The organism is Pigmentiphaga sp. NML030171 (assembly GCF_002188635.1).
GTDB classification, from domain to species: Bacteria; Pseudomonadota; Gammaproteobacteria; order Burkholderiales; family Burkholderiaceae_B; genus Pigmentiphaga; species Pigmentiphaga daeguensis.
Genome location: NZ_NINX01000024.1, coordinates 168,001 through 190,997 on the forward strand (window position 1 = coordinate 168,001; position 22,997 = coordinate 190,997).

At 65.3% G+C, this 22,997-nt stretch carries 21 protein-coding genes and 2 pseudogenes; 16 read left to right on the forward strand and 7 right to left on the reverse strand.

All coding sequences use genetic code 11. The features are described from left to right. Positions 1 to 30: 30 nt before the first annotated feature. Both CDO46_RS06955 and CDO46_RS06960 read right to left on the reverse strand, forming a co-directional pair. Positions 31 to 1,170: an acyl-CoA dehydrogenase family protein gene (locus CDO46_RS06955; protein ID WP_087837827.1), complete on the reverse strand. Its 1,140-nt coding sequence runs from the start codon at positions 1,168 to 1,170 to the stop codon at positions 31 to 33. A 30-nt stretch (positions 1,171 to 1,200) separates the two neighbouring features. Then, a complete protein-coding gene (locus tag CDO46_RS06960; RefSeq protein WP_087837828.1) occupies positions 1,201 to 1,647 on the reverse strand; it encodes a MaoC/PaaZ C-terminal domain-containing protein in 447 nt (148 codons plus the stop codon). 466 nt (positions 1,648 to 2,113) lie between these two features. On the opposite strand from CDO46_RS06960, the gene CDO46_RS06965 reads away from it, so the two are divergent. The 4 genes from CDO46_RS06965 to CDO46_RS06980 are packed head-to-tail and all read left to right on the forward strand — an operon-like array spanning position 2,114 to position 5,766. Continuing rightward, on the forward strand, positions 2,114 to 2,521 hold the full coding sequence (locus tag CDO46_RS06965) for a VOC family protein (RefSeq protein ID WP_087837829.1): 408 nt from the start codon (positions 2,114 to 2,116) through the stop codon (positions 2,519 to 2,521). A 9-nt stretch (positions 2,522 to 2,530) separates the two neighbouring features. Further along, positions 2,531 to 3,082 (forward strand): hypothetical protein, encoded by a 552-nt coding sequence (locus CDO46_RS06970; protein ID WP_087837830.1) that lies wholly within the window; start codon positions 2,531 to 2,533, stop codon positions 3,080 to 3,082. A 30-nt stretch (positions 3,083 to 3,112) separates the two neighbouring features. Beyond that, positions 3,113 to 4,726, forward strand: a complete 1,614-nt coding sequence (locus tag CDO46_RS06975; protein WP_087837831.1) for a rhodanese-like domain-containing protein — start codon at positions 3,113 to 3,115, stop codon at positions 4,724 to 4,726. Positions 4,727 to 4,770: 44 nt separating this feature from the next. Next, positions 4,771 to 5,766, forward strand: a complete 996-nt coding sequence (locus tag CDO46_RS06980; protein ID WP_087837832.1) for a tripartite tricarboxylate transporter substrate binding protein — start codon at positions 4,771 to 4,773, stop codon at positions 5,764 to 5,766. 24 nt (positions 5,767 to 5,790) lie between these two features. Here CDO46_RS06980 and CDO46_RS06985 read toward each other — a convergent pair whose 3' ends face one another. Together CDO46_RS06985 and CDO46_RS06990 are read right to left on the reverse strand one after the other, a co-directional pair. After that, a complete protein-coding gene (locus CDO46_RS06985) occupies positions 5,791 to 6,534 on the reverse strand; it encodes an IclR family transcriptional regulator (RefSeq protein WP_087837833.1) in 744 nt (247 codons plus the stop codon). Positions 6,535 to 6,576: 42 nt separating this feature from the next. After that, positions 6,577 to 7,500 carry a LysR family transcriptional regulator gene (locus CDO46_RS06990; RefSeq protein ID WP_087837834.1) on the reverse strand — a complete coding sequence of 308 codons (924 nt, stop codon included), beginning with the start codon at positions 7,498 to 7,500 and terminating at the stop codon, positions 6,577 to 6,579. Positions 7,501 to 7,601: 101 nt separating this feature from the next. On the opposite strand from CDO46_RS06990, the gene CDO46_RS06995 reads away from it, so the two are divergent. Genes CDO46_RS06995 through CDO46_RS07010 form a run of 4 tightly spaced genes read left to right on the forward strand, consistent with a single transcriptional unit; the run spans position 7,602 to position 11,253 of the window. Then, positions 7,602 to 8,582 (forward strand): tripartite tricarboxylate transporter substrate binding protein, encoded by a 981-nt coding sequence (locus CDO46_RS06995; protein ID WP_176400673.1) that lies wholly within the window; start codon positions 7,602 to 7,604, stop codon positions 8,580 to 8,582. A gap of 2 nt (positions 8,583 to 8,584) precedes the next feature. After that, positions 8,585 to 9,370, forward strand: a complete 786-nt coding sequence (locus tag CDO46_RS07000; RefSeq protein WP_087837836.1) for an SDR family oxidoreductase — start codon at positions 8,585 to 8,587, stop codon at positions 9,368 to 9,370. A 16-nt stretch (positions 9,371 to 9,386) separates the two neighbouring features. Then, positions 9,387 to 10,064, forward strand: coding sequence for an RraA family protein (locus CDO46_RS07005; protein WP_176400674.1), 678 nt, complete (start codon positions 9,387 to 9,389; stop codon positions 10,062 to 10,064). Next, complete coding sequence (locus CDO46_RS07010; RefSeq protein WP_087837837.1) at positions 10,051 to 11,253, forward strand: mandelate racemase/muconate lactonizing enzyme family protein; 1,203 nt, start codon at positions 10,051 to 10,053, stop codon at positions 11,251 to 11,253. The genes CDO46_RS07005 and CDO46_RS07010 overlap by 14 nt, the downstream gene beginning before the upstream one ends. 15 nt (positions 11,254 to 11,268) lie before the next feature. Here CDO46_RS07010 and CDO46_RS07015 read toward each other — a convergent pair. Then, positions 11,269 to 11,478: pseudogene (locus CDO46_RS07015) on the reverse strand (alpha/beta fold hydrolase); the annotation flags it as partial. A gap of 5 nt (positions 11,479 to 11,483) precedes the next feature. Between CDO46_RS07015 and CDO46_RS07020 the strand changes: the two are divergent. From CDO46_RS07020 to CDO46_RS07045, 7 genes and pseudogenes are all read left to right on the forward strand, one after another. After that, positions 11,484 to 12,024, forward strand: a pseudogene (locus tag CDO46_RS07020) (HipA domain-containing protein); the annotation flags it as partial. Continuing rightward, complete coding sequence (locus tag CDO46_RS28610; protein WP_243724544.1) at positions 12,024 to 12,167, forward strand: hypothetical protein; 144 nt, start codon at positions 12,024 to 12,026, stop codon at positions 12,165 to 12,167. The pseudogene CDO46_RS07020 and the gene CDO46_RS28610, both read left to right, overlap by 1 nt. 229 nt (positions 12,168 to 12,396) lie before the next feature. Then, positions 12,397 to 13,008, forward strand: a complete 612-nt coding sequence (locus CDO46_RS07025; RefSeq protein WP_027350488.1) for a type IV toxin-antitoxin system AbiEi family antitoxin domain-containing protein — start codon at positions 12,397 to 12,399, stop codon at positions 13,006 to 13,008. Between the two features lie 96 nt (positions 13,009 to 13,104). Beyond that, a complete protein-coding gene (locus tag CDO46_RS07030) occupies positions 13,105 to 14,577 on the forward strand; it encodes a DUF3375 domain-containing protein (RefSeq protein WP_043223284.1) in 1,473 nt (490 codons plus the stop codon). Between the two features lie 30 nt (positions 14,578 to 14,607). After that, a complete protein-coding gene (locus CDO46_RS07035; RefSeq protein WP_043223286.1) occupies positions 14,608 to 15,282 on the forward strand; it encodes a DUF4194 domain-containing protein in 675 nt (224 codons plus the stop codon). After that, positions 15,279 to 18,656: an ATP-binding protein gene (locus CDO46_RS07040; RefSeq protein WP_087837838.1), complete on the forward strand. Its 3,378-nt coding sequence runs from the start codon at positions 15,279 to 15,281 to the stop codon at positions 18,654 to 18,656. Before CDO46_RS07035 ends, CDO46_RS07040 begins: the two co-directional genes overlap by 4 nt. Continuing rightward, positions 18,653 to 19,858 (forward strand): DUF3322 domain-containing protein, encoded by a 1,206-nt coding sequence (locus CDO46_RS07045; RefSeq protein WP_043223293.1) that lies wholly within the window; start codon positions 18,653 to 18,655, stop codon positions 19,856 to 19,858. The genes CDO46_RS07040 and CDO46_RS07045 overlap by 4 nt, the downstream gene beginning before the upstream one ends. Positions 19,859 to 19,879: 21 nt before the next feature. Here CDO46_RS07045 and CDO46_RS07050 read toward each other — a convergent pair whose 3' ends face one another. Continuing rightward, positions 19,880 to 21,124 carry a type II toxin-antitoxin system HipA family toxin gene (locus CDO46_RS07050; RefSeq protein ID WP_087837839.1) on the reverse strand — a complete coding sequence of 415 codons (1,245 nt, stop codon included), beginning with the start codon at positions 21,122 to 21,124 and terminating at the stop codon, positions 19,880 to 19,882. Then, positions 21,124 to 21,534, reverse strand: coding sequence for a helix-turn-helix domain-containing protein (locus tag CDO46_RS07055; protein WP_027350494.1), 411 nt, complete (start codon positions 21,532 to 21,534; stop codon positions 21,124 to 21,126). Before CDO46_RS07055 ends, CDO46_RS07050 begins: the two co-directional genes overlap by 1 nt. Before the next feature lie 704 nt (positions 21,535 to 22,238). On the opposite strand from CDO46_RS07055, the gene CDO46_RS07060 reads away from it, so the two are divergent. Beyond that, positions 22,239 to 22,997: a hypothetical protein gene (locus CDO46_RS07060; RefSeq protein ID WP_087837840.1), complete on the forward strand. Its 759-nt coding sequence runs from the start codon at positions 22,239 to 22,241 to the stop codon at positions 22,995 to 22,997.

Genomic DNA, 22,997 nt, shown 5'->3' on the forward strand with positions numbered 1-22,997 from the left:
CGGGTGACCGCCCGGACCGCATCCCGGCAGTCACATGCGCATCGCCTTGGCGATGATGCTGCGCTGGATCTGGGAAGTTCCCCCGCCTATGGTCGATTGCATGCCCTCGCGGAAATAGCGCTCCATGTCGGACTCGGGCAGCATGCTGTGTCCGCCCAGGATCTGCATGCCCTGGCGCGTCACCGTCTGCAGGGTCTCGGACGCCATCAGCTTGGCCATGCTGACTTCCCGCGAGCAAGGCAAGCCCCGCGAGGCCATGTCGGCGGCGCGATACACCATCAGGCGCGACGCGTCGACCGCGGTCTGCATGTCGGCCAGCATGTGGCGGATCACCTGGAAGTCGTATATCGGCTGGTCGAACTGGATGCGCTCGTGCGCATAACGCAGGGCATCGCTGACGGCCTGCTGCGCGTTGCCGACGTAGGCGGCCGACACGGCTATCCGCTCGAGCTCCAGATGATCGGTGATGATGCGCCAGCCGTCCCCCGGCTCGCCCAACATGTTGGCATCGGGCACCCATGCGTCGTCCACGAATATCTCGGTGGTACCGGTGGCGCGGCGCGCCATCGTCGGCAGGCGCCGGATATCCAGCCCCTTCGTGTCGTTGGGCACCAGCAGCACCGACAGGCCCTTGTGCTTCTTCGCTTCCTTGTCTGTGCGCACCAGCATCGCGATCACCACGTTCCTTGCCGCCGCGCCGGAACACCACAGCTTCTGGCCCCGGATCACCCAGCCCTGGTCGCGCGGCTCGGCCCGCGTGCGCGTCGACGCCGCGTCGGAGCCGGCCTGGGGCTCGGAGATCGAGATCGAGAAACGCAGGTCTCCCCGCATGAACGCGGGAAGATAGCGCTCTTTCTGCTCCGGGGTGCCGAACTTGACGATGTTCATGCCGGTGAACGTCGCGACCATGAAAGCCGTCGCGAAGTCGAAGCCATAGCGCGCCAGTCCCTCGCACATCAATGCGTAGTCGAAGATCGTGCCGCCGTCGCCGCCCTGCTCCTCGGGTATCAGCAGGCGCAGCCAGCCCAGCTTGGCCACCTTTTCATAGGCTTCGTAGGGATAGGCGCGGTCGATGTCGCACTTGCGCACATACTCGCGGCCGATCTCCTGCTCCATCACGCGCGCGACGGTGTCGCGCCACAAGACCTGCTCTTCGTTCAGGAAATCCATGTCGTTCTCTCGATGGAAAGATGGCAATGATCATTGGGCCGGCAGGCGCTGGCGCCGCACGAGCAGGCTGAACTCGCAACTCAGCACGGTTTCGTCGCGCTGGTTGACCGCGACGAGCTTCGTCGTCGCGATGCCGTGCCTCTCGCCTTTGTCGCGCAGGTTGATGATTTCGCTCTCGGCATGCAGGGTGTCGCCGATGAACGTAGGCTTGAGGAAACGCAGCTTGTCCACGCCGTAGAAGGCTTCGACGACGCTCGAATCGAAACCGAGCAACGCATTCACGACCACGAACACCAGGCCGCCCTGTACGACGCGCTGGCCGTAAAGAGATCGCTTGGAAAACTCCGCGTCCGCATGGATGGCCAGCCAGTTGCCGGTCAGGCCGCAGAAATTGACGACGTCCGTCTCGGTCATGGTGCGGCCACCGGAGCGGCGGCGCTGGCCCAGGGACAGTTCGTCGAAAGGCTGGGTAATCATCGAATCCGGGCCTCCATTCGAGCGGATGGCCGAATTCTAGATTCTTATTTCGTTTTTAAAAGTCTAATTTCATTTTAATTATTTGATCGGCAGGTGAAAAAGCGTCCGGAGCAAGCCAATTCCGGCCAGACATGAGGCGTGTCATCGATACCAAACCATTGATATTTCTGGGAAATTCTCCGGAGCATCTCGCTTCCGCCGCGTCGAATCCCGCTTCGCGAGCGACACGCTAGGACTTTCCCTAGGTCATGGGCATGACGATGTCCCTGTCCGTGAACCCGCGCCGTTGGACGCCCCCTTGTATCGCCGCCCCGGACGCGCCCGGGCACTTCTTCATGAGTTTTTCGCGCTTGACCCTGGTCTAAGCAGACAATTAATATTTTAGAACGGTCGGTCCAATATTTGGAATTTACGCGATGCCGGGCCGGCGGGCGCACTCGGTACACATGACAAGGACCACCCCACCATGACTCAACCCCTGCTTGGCAAGCTCCGCCACATCTCCCTTTCGGTGAAGGACATCGAAGAAACCGCACGCTTCTACGAACAGGCATTCGGCATGTTCCGCGTGCGCCAGTCCAACGTCGCCGTCATGATGTCCGACGGCGTGGTCAGCCTGGCCATCATCAGCTCGACCAAGAATCCCAACGCGGAAGAACGCGAGGGCCTTCATCACATGGGCTTCCTGATCGACGAGATGGAAAACGCCGCGGACCGGGTACTGGGCGCCGGCGCCCAGTACCACGGCCAGATCAACGGCGTGGGCAAGGGCCCGGCCACCGAGCGCAAGTACCGCGACCCGAACGGCATCGTGTTCGACATTGTCACGCGCGAGCACGCCGAGCGCGTCTGGTGCCTGCCGCAGATCGTGTAAGGAGAACCCATGCCGAATCATCCCTACACGCTCGAACAGTTCTGCGAGAACACCCGCGCGACCCTGCGCCAGGATCCCGGCCGCGCCGGCCAGGAGCGCGTCTGCGCCGATTTCGAACGGCTGCTGCAATCGCCGGCCTTCGTCGACAAGTACTGCGCGCCGGAGCTCGAACGCAAGCTGTACCGCGTCCATACCGACCCCGAACTCGGTTTCGAGGTCCTGGTCCACCTGAACAAGGCGGCGCGTAAGTCCCCGCCCCACGACCATGGCGAATCCTGGGCGATCTATGGCCAGGTCACCCGGTGGGTGGATATCACCAACTACCGGCGCGTCGACGACGGCCGGCAGCCCGGCCGCGCCGACCTGACGCCGACCGAGTCCTTCCGGCTGGAACCCGGGCAGGCCCGGCTGTTCCCGCAAGGCGCCATCCACGCGATCGACTACCCCGACCAGGCCGTGTTCGCGCGCGTCACCGGACGCGACCTGGACGCCTTCCATCGCGACATGTTCGATCTCGAGACGGGAACGGTCACCCGCATGACTCCGCAGCGGGCGAGCTGACGTGGCGCCCCGCACCATGGAACAACCGACATGAACATGCCAGGACAGGAACGGATCGTGACCCCCGCCGAATTGCGGGCGCGCCTGCGGCGCGACGGGGAACTCGCCCTGGTCGACGTTCGCGAAGAACTTCCCTTCTCCCGCGGACACCTGCTGCAAGCGCGCTGCATCGCGCTGTCCCGGCTGGAGGTGCTGATGCCGCAGCGCATACCCCGCCGATCGACGCCCATCGTGCTGTGCGCCGACGCGGCGCTGAACCAACGGGCGCGCGGGCGGCTGGCCAGCCTCGGCTATACGGACGTCTCCGCCCTGGAAGGCGGGATCGAGGGCTGGGCCCGGGCCAGCCTGCCGGTCTTCAGCGGCGTCAACGTACCCAGCAAGGCCTTCGGCGAATTCGTCGAGCATGCCTATCGCACGCCCTCGATAGACGCGAAGGAACTGCAGCGCCTGCTCGACGCCCGTGCCGACGTGAAGGTATTCGACTCGCGTCCCTATGACGACTACACCGCCGAGACCATCCCCACATCCACCAGCGCGCCGGGCGCGGAACTGGCATTCCGCGTTCCCGCAGCCATCGTGAACGACGACACGCTGGTGGTAGTCAACTGCGCCGGCCGCACCCGCAGCATCCTGGGGGCGCAATCCATCATCAACGCCGGCCTGCCGCAACGCGTCGTTGCCTTGCGCAACGGCACCATGGGGTGGCGCCTGGCGGGGCTGGCGGTGGAAACCGGCGCGGAACGCCGCCTGGCCGCGCCCTCGCCTCAAGCCGCGCAGGCCTCGCGCATGGCCGCGCAGCGCTTTGCCGACGCCGCCGGCGTACGCGAGGCCGACCTGCCCATGCTCCACCAATGGCTGGACGAGCGCGAGGCGCGCACGCTCTATGCGCTGGACGTACGCACGCCCGATGAAGCCGCGCGGGATCCGCTGCCCGGCACGCTGTCCGCCCCCGGCGGTCAACTGGTACAGGCAACCGATCTCTATGTCGGCACCCTGCAATCGCGCATTGTCCTGCTCGATCCGGAGCACACGCGGGCGCTGATGACGGGAGCCTGGCTGCGGTGCATGGGATGGCGCGACGTCTACGTGGCACCGCCGCACCGGGTCCGCGACATGGCCGCCCTGCTCGCGACGCGGCCGGCTCCGCTGCCGACGCCGGCCAGCCCGGGATTGGACGCCGCCGAGGCCCAGGCCTACATGCAGGCCATGGACGTGACGGTGCTGGACCTGTCCTGGAGCCGCCACTACAAGCGGCGCCACGTGCCGGGCGCCGTGTTCGCCTCGCGCAGCCACCTGGATGCGGCCCTGAATGCCCATGCCGGCAGCGCGGGCTACCTGCTGACCTGCGAGGACGGCCGCGTCTCGGGTTTCGCCCTGGCCGAGGCACAGGCCCTTACCAGAAAGCCTGTCCACTACCTGGCGGGCGGGATCGCGGCCTGGTCCGCGGCCGGCCTGCCGTTGACCAGCGACGAACAACACTGGTCGGTGGAACCCGAAGACGTCTGGCTGCGCCCCTTCGAAAGGTCGACCCAGACCCGCCAAGCCATGGACGAATACCTGTCGTGGGAAGTCGACCTGCTGGAACAGGCCCGCCTGGACGGCAGCCTGAACTTCCAGGCCTATGCGCCGCAGCGGCCCACCTGAGGCCGCGCGCCGTTCGCAAACGATAAGAAAACCGGAGACATCTCATGACACAGCAAAGACTCGGCAAGCCCGTCCTTGGCCTCGCGGCGCTCGCACTGTCCTGCGCCGGCGGCCTGCCCACCACCCTGGCCGCGGACGCCACGTGGAAACCGGCCAAGCCCATCAAACTCATCGTCGCCTACCCCGCGGGCGGTCCGGTCGACCAGATGGCGCGCGCCTTCTCGAACGAAATGGCGAACGAACTCGGCCAGCCCGTCATCGTCGACAACCGCGGCGGCGCCAGCGGCTCGCTGGGCGCCAACTTCGTCCGCCGGGCGGAGCCCGACGGCTACACCATCAGCCTGATCATGGACGCCCACACCATCGTGCCAAGTCTGATGAAGGATGCCGGCTATCGCCCGCTGGAAGACTTCACCCCCATCGGCCTGGTCACGCGCGCGCCCATGGCCATCGGCGTCAACGCGCAGCGGCCCTACCAGACCTTCCGCGACGTCGCCGAAGCCGCCAGGGCCAAGCCCCGAAGCGCCAGCTATGGCGTCTCGCAGGGTACGCTGGGCAGCCTGGTCATGCTCCAGCTCCAGCGCCTGGGCAATTTCGAACTGCTCAACGTGCCCTACAAAGGCGCCGCGCCCGCGCTGCAGGATGCGCTGGGCGGACAGATAGACATGGTGGTCGGCTTTCCCAGCAAGGTCATGCCCTACATCCAGAGCAAACAGATGCGCGTACTGGCCGTCACCTCGAAAGAACGCTCGAAAGACCTTCCCGACATTCCCACACTGGGCGAGCAAGGCTTCGGCGAGATCGACTGGTCGGGCTGGATGGGACTGGCGGGGCCCGCCGGCATGCCGCCGGCCATCGTCCAGCGCTACAGCAGCGTCTTGAAGAAGGTACTGTCGGAACCCGCCGTGATCGAACGCTTCAATGCCGCGGGCATGCCGGTGGACTTCAGCGATCCGCCCACCTTCGCGAAATTCATGGCGTCCGAAACCGCCTACTGGAACAAGGTCATCGTGGATGGCAAGCTCGCCGCGTCCAACTGACCCGGAAAGAAAAGGCTTTCCCGTTCAGCCGGAAAAGCCCAGCGTCGCCGATATCGCCCGCGCGTGCTCCTGCAGCAACGCGATGATCCGCTTGGGCGGCGCCTTGGCCAACCGCACGGCCAGGCCCGTCACCCCTATCGCCGCCACGCACTCGCCCCCGGCATCGCGAATCGGCACGGAAATACCCATCACCCCCTCGGCCCACTCTTCGTTGTTGACCGCGTAGCCGTCGCGCCGGACCTTCGCCATGATCTTCTCCAGCTCGGCCCGCGTGGTCGGCGTGTTGGGACCGAAGCGGGGATACGGCTCGGCCAGCGAATCCAGCACGGATCCGGACGAAAACGCCAGCAACACCTTGCCCGAAGCCGTCGCATGCATGGGCGCCTGCCCACCCGTCTTCGCATTCACCCGGATGCGATGCGTACCCTCGACCACGTCCAGATACACGATGCTGTCCCGGTCCAGGGCGGCCAGATACGAGGTCTCGCCCAACTCGTCGCGCAGGGCCACCAGGGCCGGCCGGGCCAGCGATGCCACGTTGTAGCGTTCCCGCACGCTGTTACCCAGAGTCCAGGTCTTGAGCGTGGGCATGTAGCTCGCATCCGGTGCCTGGCAGACATAGCCCAGGTGCATCAGCGTGTTGAGCAGGCGGTGGACGTTGCTTTTCTGAAGCCCGGTCTCGCGGGTCAGCTCGGACAGGCTCACCGGCCCGTCGTGCTGGCACAGGCGCTCGAACACCTGGAAGGCTTTGATGACTGTCTTATCCATTCGCGGTCTAGATTTTCGTGGGTACCGGCCTTGCGCGGCTGATCATAGCAAAGACACTCCGCTCGACCGCCGGCAGTGCGACAGGAAGTTGGCCACGGCGGCCGATGCTCCGCTACGCGGATGGACGACGTCGATACGCGTTTCCAGCAGCCGGCTGTTCCCCGCGATCGGCACCCGGACCACGCCGCGATGCCCGCTCGCCGCCGCCGACCCCGGAATCAGCGCGACGCCCAGGCGTCCGGCGACCAGCGCCATGATCGTGTAGATGTGCGCCGCCTCCTGGACGATGTTGGGCTGGAAGCCCGCTTCGATGCAGGCCCCGACGATCCGTTGATGGAAAGCGGGGACCCGGTCGGCGGAATAGGAGACGAACCGCTCGCGCGCCAGCGCCGATAACGGAATCGAACGCCGCGACGCGAGGGGATGGTCATCGGGCAGCACGGCGCACAGCCGGTCGACCAGGACGGTTTCGCCGTCCACCCCCGCGGCCAGCTCCACCGGCGGACTCAGCAGGCCGACGTCGGCGCGGCCGCTCGATACCAGGCCGGCCACGTCCACCGACACCCCCTCGACCAGGCGCAACCGGACGTCCGGATACTCCTCGGAAAAGCGGCCCAGCACCTCGGGCAGGAAACTCACCATCGCCGAGGTGATGAAGGCGACCCGTACCTCGCCCAGTTCGCCGCGGGCCGTCGCCTGGGTCAACTCGACGGACCGCCGCGCCTGGGCCAGCAGCAACGTTGCCTCCTTGAGCAGGACCGCTCCCGCCTCCGTCAAGCTGATCCCGACGGGAGAACGCTCGAACAACCGCACGTCCAGCTGGGCCTCCAGCTTGTGCATCGCCACGCTCAGAGGCGGCTGCGACATGTGGAGCATGTCGGCGGCACGCCGGAAGCTTCCGGACTCCGCCACCGCCACGAACTGGCGTAGCACCCGCAGATCGGGCAAGCCCGAGGGTATATCCATCGTGTATCACCATGCAGCTCAAAGATATTGGACGCATTACCCCCGGCATCTTACAGTCAACCCCACGTCACCGCCGTGCAACGAACCCGCCTGGAGAATTCATGGGCTCCCGATCTCTGCCCCCGGCATGGGGCCTGCTCTTGCTGAGCGCCCTTCCCTGCGCCGCCTCCGCGCAGACCTATCCCGACCGGCCCATCCGCCTGGTCGTCGCCACGCCTCCCGGCTCGACGCCGGACATCGGCGCGCGCCTGCTGGGACATTTCCTGGCGGAAGACCTCAAGCAGCCCGTGGTGGTCGAGAACAAACCCGGCGTGAACGGCATCCTGGCCGCGCGGGAAGTACTCAAGGCGCAGGCCGACGGCTACACCTTCCTGATCGCCCCGCAAAGCACCATGTCGGTCAGCCCGCACGTCTATCCCAGGCAGGCCGGCGCGTTTCCGACGTCGTTCGTCGCGGTGGGCCAGATCTATAGAACCGACTTCAGCCTGATCGTCAGCAACGCCTCGGGCCTGCGTTCGGTCAGCGACGTCATCGCCGCGGCCAGAAAGGCGCCCGGCAAGCTGACGGCGGCCTACGCCGCTCCCGGCAGCGCCTCCCATGTGTCGGCCGAACGCTTCAAGCAAGCCGCCGGCGTCGACATCTATACGGTCTCCTTCAACGGCAGCCCCGCCGCCGCACTGGCGGTAGCCTCCGGCGACGCGGACATGCTGTTCGAAACCATTCCATCCACCGAGTCGGTGGTTGCCACGGGCAGGGCGCGCCGAATCGCCATGACGGGACCCGCCAGGTTCGAACTCGCGCCGAACGTCCCCACGGTGGCCGAGTCCGGCCTTCCTGGATTCGTGGTGACGACCTGGGCCGGCCTCTTCGCCGCCAGGGACCTGCCCGCGGACAGGCTGGACCGGATCGCCGCGGCGGTGGCCAAGGCGCTGAAGAACCCCGAACTGGTGCGGAAGATCGCCGCCGCCGGCTTTTTGCCCGGCGAGGCATTGCCCGTGGAGTTCCAGAAATTGTGGATGGCCGAATCGGCCATGTGGAAAAAGACGGTGGATCACGCACCGGCATTGCAATTGGAGCGTTGAGCATGGATCTTGGAATCGCGGACAAAGTCGCTTTGGTCCTGGGTGGCGGAGGCGGCCTGGGAGGCGCCATCGCGCAGGCCTTGAGCCGCGAAGGCTGCCGCGTGGCGGTGGCCGATCTCAATCTGGAGGCGGCGCAGGCGGTGGCATCCGGCATCGCCGAACGAGGTGGAGAAGCCGTCGCGCTGCAATGGGATCTCGGCCGGCTCGACCAGCACGACGAGAAGCTCGCAAGGCTGGAATCGGCCCTCGGTCCCGTCGACATCCTGGTCAACAACTCCGGAGGGCCGAAGCCCTCCTCGACCCTGGAGGTTCCCGACGACGACTGGCGCCGCCATTTCGACGCCATGGTGCTGGCGCTGATGTCGCTGTCCCGGCGCATCGTGCCGGGCATGCGCGAACGCGGATGGGGCCGGGTCATTACCTCCACGTCGTCGGGCGTGGTCGCTCCCATCGCCAATCTGGCCGTCTCGAACGCGCTGCGCCTGAGCCTGGTCGGCTGGTCCAAGTCGCTGGCCAACGAAGTCGCTCGCGACGGCGTGACGGTCAACGTAACCGTCCCCGGACGCATCGCCACTTCTCGCGTGGCCGCTCTCGACCAGGCCCGGGCCGCCGCCTCGGGCCTCTCGACGGACCAGGTGTCGGCGGCCAGCCTCGCCAGCATCCCCGCCGGCCGCTATGGCGACCCTGGCGAATACGCGGACGCGGTCGCCTTCCTGGCCAGCGCGCGGGCCAGCTACATCACCGGCAGCGTCCTGCGCGTGGACGGCGGCCTGATTCCCAGCATCTAGACCAAGGAGCAGATTCATGACCATGACGAAAGAGCAACGCCGCACCCTGCGCGAGCGCTATGCCAAGGTCGACACGGCCAACGTGGCGGACGTGCTCGACGAACTGGGCCTGTTCGATCAGGGCCTGGCGCCGGAATTCCGCCAACTGAGCGGCACCGGCAAGCTGGCCGGCTGGGCCTTCACCATCCGCGGCCAGATGGTGCCCGGCCCCCAGGGGGGCGACGCGCAGAAAATGCGGGCGTGCCAGGAAATCTCGGACGACGAGGTCAGCGTCTGGAGCGGAGACGGCCGCGGCATCTGCTATTTCGGCGAACTCATCGCCATAGGCATGAAGGAACGCGGCTGCGTCGGCGCCCTGATCGACGGCGGCATCCGGGACCTGCACTGGCTCAACGCCATGCAATTCCCCATCTTCGCCACCTACCGCACGCCGGTCCAGTCCATCGGCCGCTGGCGCGTCACAGGCTGGCAGGAGAAGGTCTACCTGGCCGGGGCCACGGGCAACCTGGTCGCCGTGTCCCCCGGCGACTTCATCCTGGCCGATGCCGACGGCGCCATCGTCATCCCCGCGGCCCACGCCGAGAAGGTGCTGGTCGAGGCCGAGCGCCTGACCGAACAGGAGGCCCGCATCCGGCAGGAACTCGCCAACGGCCTGTCGCTGTCCGCCGCCCTGGAGAAGTATGGACACGTCTAGCGCGGACGAGGGCCGCATCCTGCCGGCGGACCGGCAAGCGCCCTTCGCGTTCCGGGTAAAGAAGATCTCCGCCTACGCCTGCCTCGCCCCCACGCCCGCCGTCGTCTCGTCTTTCGGCGCTCGCCGGGAGCGAGGCGCCCTGCTGGTCGCGCTCGAAGACGAGACCGGCCACGTCGGGTGGGGAGAAATCTGGTGCGGGATGCCGGCGGCCGGCGCCCTGCACCGCCTCGCGCTGCTGCGCGAATTCGTCGCCCCCTTTCTGGCGGGGCAGCTCGTGCGCGACATTCCGGCCTGCGTGCGGACACTGGCGACGCGGCTGGCACCCGTGGAGATCCTGGCGGGCGAACGCGGTCCCGTCTCGCAGGTCCTGGCCGGACTGGACAGCGCGCTCTGGGACTTGCGCGCAAGGGTGGCGGGCCTTCCGCTCCATGCGCTGCTGGGGACCGGCAGCCCCACCCTGCGCTGCTACGCCAGCGGCATCGCGCCCGACGCCTCCGAGGCGGTCCTGGACCGCCTGAGGTCCCAGGGGCACCGCGCCTTCAAATTCAAGGCGGGTTTCGACGATGCCCGTACCCTGCCCCTGCTGGCGGACCAGCGTTGCCGGCTCATGCCGTCCGAGCGCATGATGATCGACGCGAACTGCGGCTGGACCCCGCGGTCCGCCCTTGCCGCCGTGCGCGAACTCCGGGAGGTCGAACTGGAATGGATAGAAGAGCCAATCCGGCCAGACTGCGCCGACGACGACTGGATGCGGCTGCGCGAGGTTGCCGCGACAGCGCTGGCGGGCGGCGAGAACCTGTTCAGCGCAGCGGAGTTCTCGCGCGCGTCCGCCTGGCTCGGCGTGGTCCAGCCCGACGTGGCGAAGTGGGGCGGCGTCTCGCAGGCATTACGCCTCGGGCGGGAGGTGGAACGCCGCGGCGGCCTGTTCTGCCCCCATTCGTTCGGGACCCACATCGCCGCGATGACATCCGCCCACGTATTGGCCGCCGTGGGCGGACGGGGCTACCTGGAACTCGATGTGAACGACAACCCCTTGCGAGCCAGCGCCAGCTACGCGGGCTGGATCGCCCGGGGATCGATCACGCTGCCGGACGCGCCCGGCATAGGCGTCGGCCTGGACGTCGCCGGCATTTCCGCCCATGTCCGGGACAGCTTCAGCATCGCGGCAGCGGGTGTAGCGTTCACCTGAAGCGGTATCGGCCGATCAGGCCGCCTGCACCCGTTGCAGGAACCCCCGTATCAGCGCGACCACTTCGTCCAGATGCGTTTCCAGCAACCAATGGCCGCCGTCCAGCAGGTGGAGTTCGGCATCCGGCAAGTCGCGCAGATAGGCACGGGCGGAGGCTTCAGGCATGTAGTGGTCCTGCGGCCCCAAGACAATCAATGTGGGCGGCTGGTGGTCCGCCAGGTATTGCCGGGCGCCGAACCGATCCCAAATTGGCTGCATTGACGGAGTTGGACTATCTATTGGCGGTCGATGACTTCAGTCGCATCGGCGCGCTGCGCCTGCACGGCCCGGACGGGGCCTGGCATCGAACAGTGCCCGAAGGCCGACGCACTACCCCACCGTTGATCGAGCTCGAACACATCTATCAAGCCAGCCGCGCTGTCGAGCGCGGGCAGGAGACGGCCGAAGACTTGCGATCGTGACGGCGCCGATGGCCGTATTCCATACCAGTCAGCCGCATCGTTGTTGCAGGCTTCGCGTGAGGAAGATCGCAGCTACACGGAAATCGCGGATGCCATCCGTTCCCACGGTCATGAACCTGCCCGGGATTTGCGCCAGCTATGGCGTCGCCTTGTATTCAACTTGTTGATTACGAACGTAGACGACCACTTGCAGAACCATGGTTTCCTTCATGTAGCGCATGGACTGTGGCGTCTTGCGCCCGCCTTCGACGTCAACCCTTTTCCGGACAAGGAACGGGAATCCAAGACCTGGCTGTCTGAAACAGATGGATGCTACGGCTGCGCTGCTGGGGCATTGAAAAGGGAGATTCCTATGTCCTCGGTGCCGCATTGCAATTGCAGGACGATCCGATCCGCATCGACGTGCCCCGTGATCGGAAGGGCAGTGACGGCCTGAAAGACTGGAGCGGGTGAAGGGAACATCACGCCGCACTCAAATCATTGATTGATAACGGGTTTATTCCGTTGGCGCTACGGAACTAGGCCAGATTATGTACCGGACGTACCGCGTCGGCAACCAGATCCTATCCGCATTTGTCTGCTGACATTCACGGTCAGTCATCAACGCGCGCTCCAGGCAGACGTGTTTCATTCTATCGTTTGATGTATAAGATCAACGAAATCAAGGAACATCTTTGGGGCAATGGAAAGATCCTCACATGCCCAGCGCGCTCTTGCCCTGCTCCACAAGCAGGGCTTTCTGCGCACCAGCGACTTGGACACCATCGGCGCGCCGCGGGTGGTGCTGACACGTCTGTCCACTTCCGGGCAGTTGGAGCGTGTCGGGCGCGGCCTCTACCGTTTGCCAGGCAACCCCATGTCCGAGCAGGAGGACCTCGCCACGATTGCAGTCAAGGTTCCCAAAGCCGTGTTCTGCTTGCTGACGGCACTCCAGTTCCACGAACTGACCACGCAACTGCCTCGCCAAGTTTGGATTGCCATGCCTCGTGGCAGCCACACCCCACGTATCGAGCACCCGCCGATCAAGATGGTGCAGATGGCGGGTGATGCCTATGCCTTGGGCATTGATGAGCACGAACGCGATGGCGCCAGACTGCGGATCTACAGTGCCGCCAAAACCGTGGCGGACTGCTTCAAGCACCGCAACCAGATCGGCCTGGACGTGGCCATTGAGGCGCTGAAGGCTGCCTGGAAGACACGCAAGGCTTCAGCCGATGACCTATGGCGCCATGCCAAGGTCTGCCGGGTCGCAAATGTCATGCGTCCTTACCTGGAGGCGGTTTCGCATGAGTGACCACGCCGCCTTGATTCGCGCTTTCCGGGCAAGCCGATCCGTGCATTCGGATCGAGACGTCGTTGTCAACGAACGGCTCGGATAAGGCAGCCCATCATGGCACTCGACCACCTCACACTCACCACATACCGCGATCGGCATCCTGCATGGCGATTGCTGGCCTCGCCACATGCGCCATTGGTAGCAAGCTTCCTATACCGGGTGTTCGTTGCACCGAACGTGCGGCTGACGAGCGAAGCGGATCTGGCCGAAATGCTGGAAGATGAGCTGTTTGCCCTGCGCGAACAGCTCGGTGCAGAGGTGTATCCGAAAGCCGCAACTGAATACCTGAATGACTGGTGCGCGCCGGACAAGGGCTGGCTGCGCAAGTTCTACAAGCCCGGCACCGACGAAGCCCAGTTCGATCTCACCCCCGCCACCGAAAAAGCCATCGCCTGGCTGGTATCGCTGACCGAACGGCCTTTCGTCGGCACTGAATCTCGCCTGCTGACCTTGTTCGCGCTGCTGGAGCAGATCAGCACCGGAAGCGAGGCCGATCCAGCCAGGCGCCTGGAGGAACTGCGCCGCAAGCGCGACGAGATCGACGCCGAGATCGGCCGCGTCCTGTCCGGCGACGTGCCGCTCATGGATGACACGGCCATCAAGGATCGCTTCCTGCAATTCCAGCAGTTGGCGCGCGAACTGCTGAGCGACTTCCGCCAGGTGGAACACAACTTCCGCCAACTCGACCGCAGCGTCCGCGAGAAGATCGCGTTGTGGGACGGCAGCAAGGGGGCACTGCTCGACGAGGTCATGGGCGAGCGCGACGCCATCGGGGATTCCGACCAGGGCCGCAGCTTCCGTGCATTCTGGGATTTCCTGATGTCCAGCCGTCGCCAGGAAGAACTGTCCGCACGGCTCGACCAGATCCTCGGCTTGCCCGCCGTGGCTGCGCTCAAGCCGGAGCCGCGCACCCGCCGGGTGCACCACGATTGGCTGGAAGCGGGCGAACATACCCAGCGCACGGTAGCGCAGTTGTCGCAACAACTGCGCCGCTTCCTGGATGACCGGGCCTTCCAGGAAAACCGCCGCATCCTCGAACTCTTGCACGGCATCGAGACCCAGGCGCTGGCCTTGCGCGACATGCCGCCGGCCGGCGACGTGATGCGCCTCGACGAGATGGGCGCGGACATCGCCTTGCCGCAGGAACGCCCCCTGTTTGCGCTCCATGCCAAACCACGCCTGGCGGAACTGGTCCTTGAGGACGGTGACGACGACATCGACACCGCACGCCTGTTCGACCAGCACGTCGTGGACAAGACCCGCCTGCGTGAGGCCCTGCGGCAGGCATTGCGGCAGCAGTCGCAGATCAGCTTGCGCGCGTTGCTGGAGACCCAGCCGCTGCAACAGGGATTGGCCGAACTGGTCACCTGGCTGGAACTGGCCCACGCGGGCAGCCGCTGGCTGGATGGCCTCAGGGCCACGGTGGATGACGATGTGCAGGAGATCATCGAATGGGCCATGCAGGACAGCGATGGCTCCACGGTACGACGGCGGGCGCGAATGCCACGCGTGATTTTTGCGCGTTGATGCAAACTGCGACGGATAAAGCGAAGACCCATGAACGATATGCATCAGGATGATCCAGAAGGCAGTACCGAGTCGCTCCCGCCCGTTGTAGCGGAACTCTCGCAACTGATGGTGCATTTGCTCAAAGGCGTGTTGTACCGCCAGGACGACGAGCGCCTATGGGCCAGTCTGCTGAGCCTGCAGGCGCGTGTACGGGAGCAGGCGGCGGTGTTGTTGCTGGATCTGGTGCTGGACGAAGCCGAGGGCTACGCCTTCCTCAAAAGCCAGCCGGAGCCGGAGGATGTGGACGCCACACCCCGTCCGCCGCGCCTGATCGCGCGACGGCCGCTGTCCTACCCGGTCAGCCTGATGTTGGCCTTGCTGCGCAAGCGCCTGGCCGAATCCGACGCCAGCGGCGGCGATACCCGGCTGGTGCTGTCGCGCGAGGATATCGCCGAATTGATGCGCGTGTTCCTGCCGGACGGCACCAACGAGGCGCGCCTCGTCGACCAAGTGGATTCGACCATCACCAAGGTGGTGGAACTGGGGTATCTGCGCAAGCTCAAGCCCGTTGCCGGCGCAGCTCAGCAGGCACCTCGCTACGAGGTGCGGCGCATCCTCAAGGCGTTCGTCGATGCACAGTGGCTGGCCGACTTCGATGCGCGCCTGGAGGGCTATCGCACCGCATTATCAGGTGCCGATCGCGACAAGGAAGCTGGCCGATGAACGATTTTTCGCCACAGGAGCTCGATTTCGTGGCCGACGACAGCCGCGTCGGCTTTCGCCTGCAGCGGCTGGAAGTTCTGAACTGGGGCACATTCGACCGGCGCGTCTGGCGCTATGAACTCGATGGGCGTAACGGCCTGCTCACTGGCGACATCGGTTCGGGCAAATCCACCCTGGTCGATGCCGTCACCACGCTGCTGGTGCCAGCGCAACGCATCGCCTACAACAAGGCCGCAGGCGCCGAGACGCGTGAGCGATCACTGCGGTCCTACGTGCTGGGCCATTACAAGAGCGAGCGCAACGAAACCACCGGCAGCGCCCGCCCGGTGGCGTTACGCGACACCACTAGCTACAGCGTGATCCTGGGTGTCTTCCGTAACGAAGGCTACGGCCAGGCGGTCACGTTGGCGCAAGTCTTCTGGTTTCGCGAACCACAGGGCCAGCCCGCGCGCTTGTTCGTGACTGTAGAGCGGGAACTGTCCATCACCGAGCACTTTTCCGGATTCGGCAGCGACATTAACGGCCTGCGCAAGAAGCTGCGCGCGATGGGCTGCGAACTGAATGACAGCTTCCCGCCCTACGGCGCCTGGTTCCGCCGCCGCTTCGGCATCGAGCACGAGCAGGCGCTGGAGCTGTTCCATCAGACGGTTTCCATGAAATCGGTTGGCAATCTGACCGATTTCGTGCGCAGCCATATGCTCGAACCGTTCGACGTGGGGGGGCGCATCGAGGCACTGCTCGGCCATTTCGATGACCTCGACCGCGCCCACCAGTCGGTACTCAAGGCCAAGCGGCAGATCGAGTTGTTGACGCCGCTGGTGGAGGATGGCCTTCGCCACGGGCAAATCGCCGCCGAGATCCAGGCGCTGCGCGAAGGACGCGATGCATTACGCCCGTACTTCGCCGGCTTGAAGGCAGCACTGCTGGAGAGGCGCCTGGAATTGTTGACTCAGGATGCGACGCGCTGGGACGCCCGCATCAAGCAACTGGGAGAGCAACGAGACAACGCCCGAATCGAGCAGGGGAAGCTCGAAGGCGCACTGCGCGAGAACGGCGGCGACCGGCTGCAACAACTCGCTGCCGCCATTCAGCAGCAGGAGGCAGAGAAACAGCAACGGCAGGAGAAAGCGGACGCCTACACCACGCTATTGACGCGCATTGGAGAAGCAGCGCCGGGAGACGAAGCTGCTTTCATGACACAAAGATCCACCATCGGAGAACACGCCGAAGCGCTGCGCACAAGCATTGCGGACCACGATACGCAGATCAATGAAGACGGATATGCGCTGCGGCGGGGTCAGGAAGAACACAAAGCGCTCAGCGACGAGATCGACAGCCTTGCGCGTCGAAAAAGCAATATCGATGCGGCCCAGGTACGCATCCGCGACGCATTGTGCGCCGCCTTGTCCATCGCCGAGGAAGACCTGCCCTTTGCCGGTGAACTGATCCAGGTGCGCGAGGACGAACGCGACTGGGAGGGCGCGGCCGAACGCCTGCTGCATGGCTTCGGCCTGTCCCTGCTGGTGCCGGATGCGCACTACAAGGACGTGGCCGATTGGGTGGAACGCCAGCACCTGGGCACGCGGCTGGTGTACTTCCACGTGCGTGCGCGCAAGCCTACTCAGGCCATTAGCCTGCACCCCCAATCGCTGGTGCGCAAGCTGCTCATCAAGCCCGACACGCCGTACTACGACTGGCTTGAACGCGAACTGCACCACCGCTTCGACCTGGCCTGCTGCGACAACACCGAGCAGTTCCGCCGCGAGACCCGAGCCATCACCCGCGCCGGACAGATCAAGGACCCGAGCGGACGCCACGAAAAGGACGACCGCCGCCGCATCGACGACCGCAGTCGCTACGTGCTGGGCTGGAGCAACGCCGACAAGCTGCGGACCTTGCGTGACGAACGTGAAGGCCTGGAACAGCGACTGGGCGACATCGGTCTGCGCATTGCCAACACACAGCGATTGCGCGGGCAATGCCAGGCGCAACTGGAGGCCTTGGCCAAGCTCGAAGTCTTCACCCGCTACAGCGAGATCGACTGGCAGGCACCGGCACGCGAGATTGCCCGGCTGACCGAGGAACGCGACCGCCTCAAGGCGGCCTCCGATACCCTGCGGGAACTGGAAAGCCAACTGGCGCAGGTCGTTGATCGCCTGAAGGAGATCGAAGGCGATCTTGGCGAGGCACAAGGCAAACGCGGAGAAATTCGCAGCAAACACGAAACTGCCCAGGCACAGCATGCGCAGGCTCTCGAAATCCAGACGCAAGCCGCACTCGACGACATGTTGCTGCAATCTCTTGAGGGCTGGCGCGCCGAAGTCCTGGGCGACCACCAGCTCACGGTGGAATCCTGCGACAACCGCGAACAGGACGTGCGCAATGGCTTGCAGGCGCGCATCGATGCCGAAGACAAGCGTCTCTCACGCCTGACCGAACGCATCATCAACGCCATGCGCGGTTTTAAGGAGGCCTTCAAGGCAGAGACCGCCGAGATCGACATCAGCCTGGCCGCGCTGCCCGAGTTCGAGCGCTTGATGAAGGATTTGCAGCACGACGACCTGCCGCGCTTCGAAGCGCGTTTCAAGGAACTGCTCAACGTCAATACCATCAACGAGATCGCCAATTTCAACGCCCAGCTCGCGCGCGAGCGTGAAACGATCAAGGAGCGGGTCGATGTCATCAACCAATCCTTGCAGGTGATCGACTACAACCCCGGACGCTACATCCGGTTGCTGGCGCAACCCAGCCCCGATGCGGAGATCCGCGACTTCCTGCAGGATCTGCGTGCCTGCACCGAAGGAGCGCTGAGCGGCTCGGAAGACGAACAGTATTCCGAGACCAAATTTCTGCAGGTCAAAGCCATCATCGACCGCTTCCGGGGGCGCGAGGGACTGGCCGAGATCGACCGGCGCTGGATGCAGAAGGTGACCGACGTGCGCAACGGCTTCCTGTTTTCCGCCAGCGAGCGCTGGCGCGAGGACGATGCCGAGCACGAACACTACTCCGACTCCGGCGGCAAATCCGGCGGGCAGAAGGAGAAGCTGGCCTATACCGTGCTGGCCGCCAGCCTGGCCTACCAGTTCGGCCTGGAATGGGGGGCGGTGCGCTCGCGCTCGTTCCGTTTTGTCGTGATCGACGAAGCCTTCGGGCGCGGCTCGGATGAATCGGCCCAGTATGGGCTGGAACTGTTCCGCCAGCTCAACCTGCAACTGCTGATCATTACGCCGCTGCAAAAGATCCACATCATCGAGCCCTACGTGTCCAGCGTCGGCTTCGTGCACAACGAAGGCGGCCGCGAGTCGCGGCTGCGCAACCTGAGCATTGAAGAGTATCGTGCGCAGAAGGCTGCTGCCACGGGAGCCGCCCCATGACCTGGAGCCAGCCCACCGATCTGCGCACGCAGGTCGAACGGCTGTGGCAGCGCGGCGAACTGCTGCGTACCGTGGTCGGCGGTGACACACTGAATTGGCCATTGCGGCTGTCGCTGAAGTCGCCGTCCGCCGCCGATCTCAGCAACCGTTTCGATGCCGTGCGCGGCTGGGTGCGGGAGATCAGCGCCATGCCGCGCGTGCGCATCGAATGGCGCGAGTGGATGCACCGGGTGCAGGGCCGGCAGCGCCTGCCGGACACGCTGTGGATCGATACGTTGGACGATGCACTGGCGATGATCGGCAAGACCGGCGATGCCCGCCGGTTCCAGGCGCTCTGGCAGCAAACTGCCGAAGCGCAACCCACACTGCTGGCATGGCTGCAAAGATCGCCGTTGCAGACTTTGGCGCTGGCCGAACACTGGCCACGCCTGCTGGCCGTGGTGGCCTGGGTGCAAGCCCATCCGCGCCCAGGCGTCTATCTTCGGCAGGTTGACGCGCCGGGCGTGGACAGCAAATTCATCGAAGCCCATCGCGGTACGCTGGCTCAGTGGCTGGATCTGGCTTTGCCGACGGAAGCCATCGACCACGCTGCTACCGGGATGGCCGGGTTTGCCCGTCGCTACGGTTTTCTGGAGAAGCCCGTTCGCATCCGCCTGCGCTTGCTCGATCCGCAACTGCCCCAGCTTCCCGGCTGCACCGGACTGACCGACATCACCCTGGATGAGGATAGCTTCGCCACGCTCACCTTGCCTGCGCAGCGTGTGTTCATCACCGAAAACGAGGTGAACTTCCTAGCGTTCCCACCGGTCTCCAGTGCCATCGTCGTGTTCGGTGCCGGCTATGGCTGGGGAGCGCTCGCCCGAGCCAACTGGCTGCATCGCGCCTCTCTGCACTACTGGGGAGACATCGATACCCATGGCTTTGCCATTCTGGACAGCCTGCGCAAGTATTTCCCGCTAGCCGCTTCGTTCCTCATGGACCGCTCCACCCTGATGGCCCACGCACTTCAATGGGGTGACGAGCCCCTCGACAAACGCCATACGTTGCCCTTGTCCCGACTGGTCGATGAGGAGGCCGCTCTCTACGACGACTTGCGTCATGACCGAATCCGGCCACAGCTGCGGCTGGAACAGGAACGCATCAGCTATCGCTGGCTATGCGCGGCGTTGGCGACAACAGTCCAGGACGATTCTCGGCCGTAGCGGTATGTCCTGCCGATGTCGTCAGGGCGTGGTCGATTCGACGAACGCCGGCTCGAAATCCAGCAGGTCGGTACCGCGCATGCCCAATCCCCGGGCCACTGCACGCCAGCCCGCCACGGCCTGGGCCACTTCGTTCCAGATCGCCTGCGCTTGCGCAGCATCCAGCCTGAAATACGACGCGGCGGCCATCAGCATGTCACGGCTGTCGATGACGCCGGTGTCCTCGGTCAGCCAGGTCTTGCTCTCGCGACGGTCGCCCGGCATCGGGTTCAGGTCGAAGGCCGGCGACAGGCGCCAGCCGCGCCGGCGCGCGTCGTAGAGGAAGCCGGTGTTGCGCAGGTGGTCGTCGGTATTGCAGATCAGGAAATTGAGGACCAGCCGCCGCCACAGCTCATGGATGTCGGCGATCGGATCGGCGCCCGACTGAAGCAGCACATCCACCAGTTCGGTGTAGGCATGCGTCGCATCGCGGCCATCGGACTGGAGCATCGTCGCGGCCGACACGTAGGGGATGCGAGCGCCGTCGTCGGTGCGGTCGAAACGCCGGATGACGGCGACCGCCGTGCCGCCGATCATTTCCACGCGGGCCGGCGCCGCGCGGATGCCGGCCCTGGCCGCCAGTTGCATGGCCAGCACTTCGCCCCGGATCACGTCGCGCCGGTCCGCCTGGCTGGGAAACTTGCCGACCGCCAGGCGTCCGTCAGCGTCCCGCACCGTGGACTTCGGCCGGGCACCACCCAGCGACGTGCCTTGCCCCAGCAGGTAGCGCAGGTCCTGCGCACTTTCCGTTCCGTCTTCCAGGGCGCGGGCCGCGTGGAGCACCTTCTCCAGTTCCACCAGTGGCGGTACGTGCCGGTTCGCTCCTCCGGCGCGCAGGTAGGCGCCAGAGTGCGGATCGAACAGGCGCAGCGCGCCGATGCGCGCCTCGTCGTCCACCCACATCACGAAGTCCACCGGGTCCAATGCAGGCGTGTCGCGGTCCTCCTGCCGCAGCTTCGCATGGGCGCGCCGGATCACGCGCTCGCCCCAGGCGTCGGGCGCGGTGTCCTCCAGCGCGAGGAAGAACACCTGCCGGGGATGTTGCACGCCGGCCACCGGCTGGAGGTCGGGCGACAGCGTGAAGAACCGGGCATCCCGCAGCCAGCCTTCGTCATAGCTGAACGCGCTGCGCCGGCCGCTGCCAAGATGCAGGCGCCCCACGACCAAGCCGCTCGCCCCCAGGTGGACTTCGAGGTCCGGACGTCGTGCGGGCCGAGGCGTTGCCATCAGAAGCCCTCCAGGTCATCGGCAGGCGCGGGCGCATCGCCCTTGTCGACGACGGGCGCTGCCTGCCGCTTCCTGCCGGCAGAGGTGCGTACCCGCTGCGGCAACTGCGCCCGCACCAGTTCCATGCCGAGCGCATCGTTCTCCAGGGTCATCGCCTGGGCCAGGTCATCGAGCCGGCCCAGCACGTGCAGCGCGCGCAGGAAGGTGTGCAGCGCGGTGCCGGGATAGCCATCTTCCATGCGCCGGACGGTGCTCAGGGACGTGCCGATGCGCTGAGCAAGGTCTTCCTGGCTGAGGCGGCGCATGCGCCGCGCCGCCGAGATGTCCTGCCCCAGGCGGCGCAGCGCGCGCGCGACAGGCTGCGGCATCGCCACCTGCGCACCGGAGCGCTTTTGCTCGGAAGAAGACATCTTTTAGGGCCTCAAATATGAAGTTATTTTCGAAATAAGCATTCATATTTGAATGCAAAAATGGGGGTCAGTCAACCCAGTCCATGTCTGCCCTTGCAGTTCTGGTGACCGCGCTGCGCCATTGCCAGCCGTCCTGTTCGTGAGAGGTATCACCGGGCTGCCAACTCCCGATGAAATCCGGCAGGTGATCTCACCTCGTCACCGCTCGATTGTTCGCAGGAGCCACCAAACGGCTCCTACGCACGTGAGAGAAACGGGGCGTCATGCTTTGTCGATCTGGGGGAAGACCCCTCGCGTCTTGCCCCAAATCTCGCCGCACCCCGTCGAGGCGGCATCGCCACACCTGTTTCCGCCTGCACTGCGTCTGCTGATAGACCGTCGCTGTCTTGCACGCCGGTATCGCCCTGGCTCGAACGCGAGAAGACCGAATCCGTCTTTCGCCGCGATGGCGTCTGTAGCAAAACCTCGTTATCGAGCCATCCTGCCATGTGCAGTCAACCGCTTGAAGCATACCGCCACGCAGAGGCTCGGTGCTGGTGGACAAGCGCCATATCGACAGGCGGCTGCTCTGGTGAACATCCGTCATCCTGGCCTTTCCCACAAGCCAAGCCGCCACCGTCTCGCGCCGTGAAGGCGCGTCCCGGCAGCGATTCCAATCAACGAGAGGAAACAGATGTCCTGAATCCTGTTACCAGGGAGCAGCCATGCGAAAGCCTTCATCCGGCCCCCAAGCCAAGGTCTTCTACCGTCCGATCGAGGCAGCCATCCAGTGGGCGGGGCTGTCGCGTTTCGAACGCCGCATCCTCGATGTCGCCAAGGGGATGAACCGCTTGCCCGAGCACCCCGAACTGGCGCGCTGGCCACAGCTTCGCCTGAACGCGGAACGGATCTACGACGCACTGGTGCATCTCGACCTTCCCTACGGCAAGGATGGCCTCACGAGCAACGATCCCGCCTTGCTCGATGACCCTGGCCTCACGATCCGCCACGTCGATCTGAAGGCATGGATGATCCGTTTCTATCCCGACCAGCGACCGGCCTTCCTGTTCGATGCCTTCGAGCGTCACCTGCACCCGGCCGTCAGTGTCGATGCGGTGCAGGCACTGGTCATGGATCGCGAGGCGTTGAAGCTCCAGCTTGCCGACAGGGTGCAAGCCTGGGATGCGCTCTATGCCCAGTTCCAGGCGCTCAGCCAGGAGCACCAGGCGCGCACGGAGCGCGAGAAGCGTTCCGGGGTGCCGGGCGCCCGCAGTGAGTCCACCTACCTGAACATCGTTGGCGGTCTTCTGACCCTGCTGCTGGGCAAGTCGCCCAATGGCGTTCCCTATTCGTCCTTCGAGACGCTGGAATCGGTCATCAGTGCGCTGGTTGCCCATTACGGCGACAAGTCCGGGATCAGCGAGCGAACGCTGTGGGCGAAGTTTTCGGCAGCCAGGCGTCATCTCGCCACCCAGGACCGCTGA